Here is a 7,817-nt window from a genome sequence, read left to right as displayed (position 1 = left end):
GCATTGATGCCGGCCGTGGTCACGCTCGGGCCACCGGCGATGGTCAGACCATTGGTGTTGAGCGTGGTAGCACCGGCGGTGACGCTGTTGACGATGATGTCGTCGGCCAGATCGAAGCTGACGTTGTCGGCGGCGGCGGTCTTGCTGACGACGATATTGCCGTCGGTGTTGTTCAGATCGACCGCTTCGCCCGGGGCTACGTTGGTGCTGTTGGCGCCCTGCGCGGTCACGTTGAAGCCCGCATTCGCGGTCGAGCTGACCGCATCCAGCTGGCTCTTGTTGACTCCGTCCGTCGCTGCAACGCCCGCGGCGACATTCGTGATGACCTGGTTACCGGCATTGATGCCAGCCGCGGTCACGCTCGGGCCGCCAGTGATGGTCAGACCATTGGTGTTGAGCGTGGTAGCACCGGCAGTGACGCTATTGACGATGATGTCGTCGGCCAGATCGAAGGTGACGTTGTCGGCGGCGGCGGTCTTGCTGACGACGATATTGCCGTCGGTGTTGTTCAGATCGACCGCTTCGCCCGGGGCTACGTTGGTGCTGTTGGCGCCCTGCGCGGTCACGTTGAAGCCCGCATTCGCGGTCGAGCTGACCGCATCCAGCTGGCTCTTGTTGACTCCGTCCGTCGCTGCAACGCCCGCGGCGACATTCGTGATGACCTGGTTACCGGCATTGATGCCAGCCGCGGTCACGCTCGGGCCGCCGGTGATGGTCAGGCCGCTGGTGTTGAGCGTCGTGTCGCCGGCCGTGACGCTGTTGACAATGATGTCGTCGGCCAGATCGAAGCTGACGTTGTTGTCGGCACCGGTCTTGCTGACGACGATATTGCCGTCGGTGTTGTTCAGATCGACCGCTTCGCCGGGGGCTATGTTGGTGCTGTTGGCGCCCTGCGCGGTCACGTTGAAGCCCGCATTCGCGGTTGCGCCGACCGCATCCAGCTGGCTCTTGTTGACTCCGTCCGTCGCTGCAACGCCCGCGGCGACATTGGTGATGACCTGGTTGCCGGCATTGATGCCGGCCGCAGTCACGCTCGGACCGCCGGTGATGGTCAGCCCATTGGTGTTGAGCGTGGTAGCACCGGCAGTGACGCTGTTGACGATGATGTCGTCGGCCAGATCGAAGCTGACGTTGTCGGCGGCGGCGGTCTTGCTGACGAGAATGTTGCCATCGGTGTTGTTCAAATCCACCGCTTCGCCCGGAGCCACGTTAGTGCCATTGACACCCTGCGCAGTGACGTTGAAACCGGCGCCGGCCGCCTGGACCGCCTGGTTGGTGGCGAACAACTGGCTGCCGTTGACGGCGTCGGTGCTGGTGCCGCTGAGGCGGCCTGCGGCGACGTTGGTGACGGTGCGCTCGTTACCCACCGTGCCCACGCTGACCGTGCTGGTCGGCGCGGTGCCGGCGAAGTTGTAGGTGGTGCCGCGAATGACGGTGCTGGCGGTGCCGACTGCAGCGGCCGTGGTCGCGCCCGAGCCCAAGGCCACGCTGCGCGCGATGCTGGCCGAAGCACCGTCGCCCAGGGCCACCGCGCCTGCGGCTCCGGCCGAACTGGCATTGCCGAGGGCTACCGAGCCTTGCCCGGTCGCGGTGTTGAGGTTGCCCAGCGCCACGGCGCCCTGGCCAGTGGCGTTGTTGTCCGCGCCCACGGCGACTGCGCCCGTGCCGCTAGCGGTATTCGGATCACCGATGGCGACCGCGCCGTTGCCGGTCGCGTTCTGGCCGCGGCCGATGGCGACCGCGCCGCCAGCGGCGGTGCCGCCGTTGGCGCTGGACGCCGAACCGATGGCGACATTGCGGCCGATCGCGCCGGTGCTGACACCATCGCCCTGGGCGATGCCGAACGCGCCGTTGACAGTTGCGCCGCGGCCAATCGCAATGCCGGAAGTCGCATTGGCGGCCACCGAGGATTGAGCGCCCAGAGCGATACCCGAGGTCGCACCCACTGCCACAGCGGATTGCCCGCCCAGAGCGATTGCGTTGGTGGCGTTGGCACGGGCGCCGGTGTTGGTACCGTCGCTGCCAATAGCGATGCCGCCGATGGCATCGACACCGGTGTCGCGGCCGATGGCGATACCGCCGATGGAGGCCGTCGTTGTATTTGATTGGCCGCCGATGGCGATGCTGTTGGCGGCGTGGCTCTGCGCACCGCGTGTGGCATTGGCGCCTATCGCGACCGAACCCGATCCATCCGAGCGGGTTGAATCGGCTGCCGACAGTTCACTAGACGTCGTACCGCCGCCCCCTGCGCTGCCCAGGGCCACGCTGTTACTGCCCGCAGCGATGGTGCCGAAGCCGATGGCCGTCGATGCCACGCCTGTGGATTGGGTTTCCAGACCGAGGGCGGTACTCCACAAAGCATCCGCCTTGGAACCGAAACCAAAGGCCGAAGAGCCATTGCTGATAGCTCGGCTATGCCCCCCGAAAGCTGTGGCGCCTTGGGTCAAGCCGCTTGCCGCTCCCGTTACAGCGCCACAGCCGCCTACGATGTTGTAGGCAGCCGCAGCTCCAGTGCTCCGCTCGTTTGCGTCGTCCGTCGGCGGCGCGAAAATGTCTCGGCCTATCGTCACATTACCCGTAAAGCCGGTGCATACATCAGGCGATTGAAGTTCAACCGCGCTCAGTGTCAACGGCATGACACCCGCTATCGACAGCGTCAGCTTGGCCAGCAATGGCGCTGACACTCTCGAAGTTCTGTTGGACCGCTTCTTGCCGCCTTTCGCCAACTCCGAAGCGACCACCCAGGTCCCTAGGCTCTTGCTCCACACCTTGCAGTAAATAAAGTTCATTCGGTTACTCCCCTTCGCCGTCCCGGCGAATCGATTTCATATATGAATATCGATTTCGAACCGATATCCGCCCGCGGTTCTCACGCCTCGTGAGGCGAACCGTGTATGGAGGGTTTGAATGCCGATGCGTTGCCGTTCGATGAGTCGAACCAAACCGCCCGGAGCTGAAATCGAGGAATCCCCATCGAATCGCGCCGGACGATCAGCCAATCGGCCGTAGTGCTGTCCCTATGGCGACCAGACTAGGGAAGCGCGGCATGCGGGGCATGTAAGGAGATATCTTTTTTTTGTGATTTCTCAGCGTCCTTCGAGCGCTCTGACTACCCCTGGCGCCGTCGGTTGTGACGTAATGCGCCTTATGCAACGCAGCGCCTGGGCTAGAAGCCAACTGCGCTTGTTGTCACAGATATGCCCAAACGCGGTCCGTCAAACGCGACCTAAGAGTAGAAAAAACGTGATGAACATCAGATTTTTGGCCGCCGAGAAGAAAAAATGATCTCTCCTCGCAAGCCTCCACGCGGCGGATAGGCGCTACTGGTCCCCACGGCCAACGGCCGACCGTCCGCCGGACCGAGCACGCGTCACGACAGAAAGAGGTCGCGAATCCGGCTGCGGCCGTTCCGGCGTTTTCTCCGCTCCGCTGCGCTCGAGTTTAAGTCGCAACCGGACAAACATGCCCATCCATCGAGGCCGTTATGACCGAGGCAGAGTTTGAAATCTTCATGGATTCCCTGCGCATCCCTGGGTCGCCGCACATTTCCCCTAAACGGGTCATCGGTGTTCTGGGAATTCGCGCCAAGGATTTGGCCGCCATATCCAACCCGCGCGGGAACGTCATCATCCGCAATACCCATGGCACCGTGAAACTGCAGAAAGCGCTGCGCAATCTCGTGCGCATTCTTTCCGCGGCCAGCGCCAACCACACCATCGCCGAGCAGTTGCTTTACTGGTTCATGAATTACCCGCTGCCCCAGTTCTATTACCGCACTCCCTACGAAATGTACGCTGAAGGGCGCACCGAAGAATTGCTTTCATTACTGTCAGCCAATGGACGCGACGTTGGCTGACGAGCGTCTGCCTGAAACCATCGGTCTGAATCCGGGTTTGCATCCACGGTCGCCGCTGCGATCCGCGCGGGCCCTGGATATTCGGAGCGGATCCCTGGTTCACCGGGCTCGTGAAAAGAGCACTATGACCGCGCCACGTTTTTTTGACCGGGCAGTCGCAGTGAATGCGCCCGTGGAAGCGTTCCATTTCTGCTTCTGCTACCCGCGAGTACTGCACTGTGACGAGGTCTCGACGGCGGCTCGGTGTCCTCGCGATGCGATCGTCCAATCGCATCTAGCGCAGAACAGGCGGAGGATTACGATTCGTCAATGCGCCGTCGAACCTGCTTGTCCGGGCGGCGGCGCCGAGGCCGCTGGGGACGCCGCGCGCCGCCCTTTGAGATTGAGCCAGTCCACGCCGACCCCGCGCATACCCGTGCGTGCGACCAAGGCTTCGCGTTCGACCGGACTGCAGTCGTCGGTGAGCAATCCAGGCTCGAACAATCGGTGAACTTGCAGCTCCACGACCGCATCGCCTTTACGCTGCGCATCGCGATGCAGCACGCTGGCCAGCGTCAGCGCTGCGGCGCGGTCACCGCGCTGAAGCGCATTGGCGGCTGTGATCAGGTCGAGCCGGGCGATCACATCCCACATATCGGCGGGCACTAAGCGGCGCGCAACCGCAGCGAGTTCGCTGCTGCGCGACCAGTCGCTGCGCGCGGCAGCATTCTCGGCTTGGCCGGCGGTGGCCCTGGCGACGAGCAGCGAATAGCCCGCAGCCTGTATCGGCGGCAGTGTTTGCGCGTACAGGCGTTGCGAACGCTCGACCTCCCCCAAACGGGTCGCCAACCTCGCAAGCTCCACGGACGCGGACCATCGTTCGGTCGCGCCCGCAGGCAAGAGTTTCTCGGCCTGCTCCAACAGCGCCTTCGCCTGTGGGCGATCGCCGGCGAGCATTTCGGCCTGACTGCGAAGGCTCAACGCCACGTGGCGCAAGCCTTCCTGATCGCTTTTCGCGCAGCGGCTCAAGTCCTTACGCGCTTTGGCCAGTTCTCCCATCGTCAGCAATGCCTGCGAGCGTGTGCAAGTCAGTGCAATGAGTGTCTCCGATTCGGTTTGTCCCGCCGGAGTAGGCGGAAACAGGCCTTCGGCGCGGTCAATAGCCTTCACTGCCTGCGCATAGTGGCCTCGCAACGCGCTGAGGTCGGCGGCGAACTGGCTGGAGAACAGGCGCTGGACGCTCGGAAGATTCAACTTGCTCAGTAGCGCGAACCGTGACGCGGCGCTGTCGAGGCGCGCGCTAAGCATATCGTCGCTCATCAGCGCTAAATTGAACTCGGTCAACATATTCACCTCACCCACGGCGCTCGCGATCGCCGCGGCCTGTGTCAACCGCGATCGATAACCGGCGATGTCGCCGGCCCGCGCGTGCTGGTTCGCGCTACGGGTCAGCACATGGATCTCCAGCCCACGGTAGCCGCCGGCGTTGACCCGAGCGAGCAACGCCTCCAACGCCGGGTCGCTGCTTTCGAGCGGCGATGCGGCGGACAATCGCGCCAGTACGCGCGCGTACAAGGCGCCGGTCGAATTACCGCCCTTTTCGTACAGTACCGCGGCCTGCTCGAATTCCGGCGGCACTCCGCGCTCGGGAAATTGCCCGGCGTTCGCGCGCGCCAGCGCCATCAGCGCATCGGCCTGTTCGAGATCCCATGCAGGTCCACCCCTGCGTGCCAGCTGCACGGCCTCGTTGGCGGCGGCGCGCATGCGAAGTGGATCGCCGAGCGCTGCATAAGCCTCCGCGCGCAACAAACGCTTGTTGACGCAAATGCAGGTGGTGTCGTTATTGATACTGGGATCAGACAAACGCTCCAGCGCTCGCTCCGGTTCACCCGCGCTGATCAACTGCCATGCATAGTCCATCTGCAAAGAGATCGTTTCCGGATAACGATCGGCCAGCTTGGCGTATGCGGCCAGCGCCTGTGGTCCGCGGGTCGGATCGATGGCTAGACGCTGCGCCTGCATTACTTCGATCACCGGCTGCGGCGAGTTGGCGAGCAACTTCAAGGCTTGGTCCATCTGTGCTGTAGCCGCCGAGGCCTGCGTGAGCCGCGCCTGCGCCTGTGCCAACTGTAAGCGCATCAAACCAAAGCTCGGAGCGCGGGTTACTACTTCCTGACCCAGTGCCGTCACCGCCATCCAGTCGCCGCGCTTGAACGCCCGCATCGCTTGCACGTAACGCTCGGCGGCGGCGGCATTGATCTCGAGAGCCGGCCAGGGTTCGGCGTACTCGGGCCGGAGACGGCCTACGACTTGGCGCGACAGCGAATCGACCAACGTCGGCATCTCCGACGCGTGCCCTTCGACTTCCAGACGCTGCTCCTTCCCGTCATCTTGGAAGCGCACACGGACTTTGATCTTTGTCGGGTCGCTGGGCGACGCCACTGACGAGAGGAACAGCACCTACGCCGAAGCCGGCGCGTCACCGGCGGCCAGTTGGGCCTCGTCGCGCAGATTGACTCCGGGCAGGCTGCCCAGCTTCCAGTACAGCCATTGGTGGAGGAGCTCGGCTGGCCAGCGCGTAGCAAGATTCTCGTCTTCTATGACCACCAGCGCCACCGTCAACTGCGACTCGGCAGGCACGAGACGGCGATGAAGGAACCAAGCGACCGCGATCGCGATCACCGCCATTGCAACCAACGCCAACAGCCAGACACGGCGGCGAGGTCGCGCGCCGTGCGTCGGCTCGATCGCTTCGAGCGACGAGGTTGCCACCATGCCCTGCATGGAGCCGGGCTCCAGTTCGGAGAACTGCTCGATGGGGGCGCCGCCGGACTGCTCCGCGGGTTCCGTGGCCGCCGGTAATTCCTTGAACCATTGCACTGGCTCGGGCGCCTGAAACACATAGCCGCTCTTGGCCACGGTCTGAATCCACGATTTGCGCTGCTCACCGAGCGCCTTGCGCAGCAGCCAGATGTTCTGCGACAGATTGGTGTCTTCCACGATCGTGCCGGACCACAAGCGGTCGAATAGCTCGGTACGCGTGTGAAGCTGGTCTGGCTCGGCCAGGAACAGCAGCAGCAGATCGAAGATCCGTTGCGGCAGCTCCACATTCTGTCCGGTATGGATCAGCCGACGAAAACGTAAATCGACGGTCAGATCAGCCAGTCGCAGGTAGCGGGCATCAGAAGGCCAAGAGCTGATCATGTTGATCCCATCTTGCGAGCGAAATCACGCGGAGAAGGCGCTTAGCGCGCTGACGACATTTTTCGCCGCAGTCGGAGCGATTTAACGATCGAGAACGACGATTTTGACCGGGCGACCGATCCACCGTACGCCGAATTAAGCTGCGGAATAATCATACGACCGATACCGGCGTTCGGCAAGCTTCGTCCGAACTCTCGACAGTCACGGTGTGAAAGCGTCGAAAGAGCGTCGGATCGCTCGGAGATGGGGTCCATCCGACGCTAAGCAGCCGATGCGACTGCGAAGCGCGGCAGCGTTCGGCCGGATACCGACGGTACCTGCGCAAACGCCACGGAGAGGCGCGAGCAGCGGACGAAGTGCGCAAGCGTGGCCTTTTGCTGATAACGATCAGGCCGGCCAGCAACTGTCTCAAGGCCGGGCAATTGGGTTTTCTGGTTGCGGTCGTCGGTAGTTGCGTGCAGGATTCGCGCCGAACCGCTCTGGTAGGCGCCTGCACTGTCAAACGCCGTAAGGTCGCCGAAGAATCAAGGCGGCTGCGGGCTGAGTCGGGTTTCCCACCTGCGTCACTATCCGCGAGTAACTACGACGACGAGAGAAGAACGACCCGCATGCGCGGGTCGTTCCTTGTTGCGATCCTTCGCTGTGTTGATACTGTGAATAACAATTAATTAAGCGACTGAACATATTGCAAATGAGGGCCCTGACGAGCATGCTTCCAGCTAATAGCGCGACCCACAGATAAGAATTAGAGCGACCAGCTTCGGGATACGGCTTAATG

General features: G+C 62.9%; 4 protein-coding genes. 1 reads left to right on the top strand and 3 read right to left on the bottom strand.

Translation table 11 applies throughout. The annotated features are described in order from the left end of the window. The coding region (locus ACTOWJ_RS29145) for an ESPR-type extended signal peptide-containing protein (protein ID WP_441338142.1) at nt 1-2,789 on the bottom strand (2,789 nt) is incomplete at its 3' end. A 695-nt stretch (nt 2,790-3,484) separates the two neighbouring features. Here ACTOWJ_RS29145 and ACTOWJ_RS29140 point away from each other — a divergent pair. Continuing rightward, complete coding sequence (locus ACTOWJ_RS29140; RefSeq protein WP_441338141.1) at nt 3,485-3,856, top strand: hypothetical protein; 372 nt, start codon at nt 3,485-3,487, stop codon at nt 3,854-3,856. Nucleotides 3,857-4,162: 306 nt separating this feature from the next. On the opposite strand, the gene ACTOWJ_RS29135 is transcribed toward ACTOWJ_RS29140, so the two are convergent. After that, on the bottom strand, nt 4,163-6,295 hold the full coding sequence (locus tag ACTOWJ_RS29135) for a hypothetical protein (protein WP_441338140.1): 2,133 nt from the start codon (nt 6,293-6,295) through the stop codon (nt 4,163-4,165). Continuing rightward, nucleotides 6,296-7,039, bottom strand: coding sequence for a winged helix-turn-helix domain-containing protein (locus tag ACTOWJ_RS29130; protein ID WP_441338139.1), 744 nt, complete (start codon nt 7,037-7,039; stop codon nt 6,296-6,298). Between the last annotated feature and the right edge of the window lie 778 nt (nt 7,040-7,817).

The organism is Lysobacter sp. CA199 (assembly GCF_052078715.1).
GTDB lineage: Bacteria > Pseudomonadota > Gammaproteobacteria > Xanthomonadales > Xanthomonadaceae > Lysobacter.
Note: the sequence above shows the minus strand (reverse complement) of the source record. Positions and strands in the feature narration are given on the sequence as shown.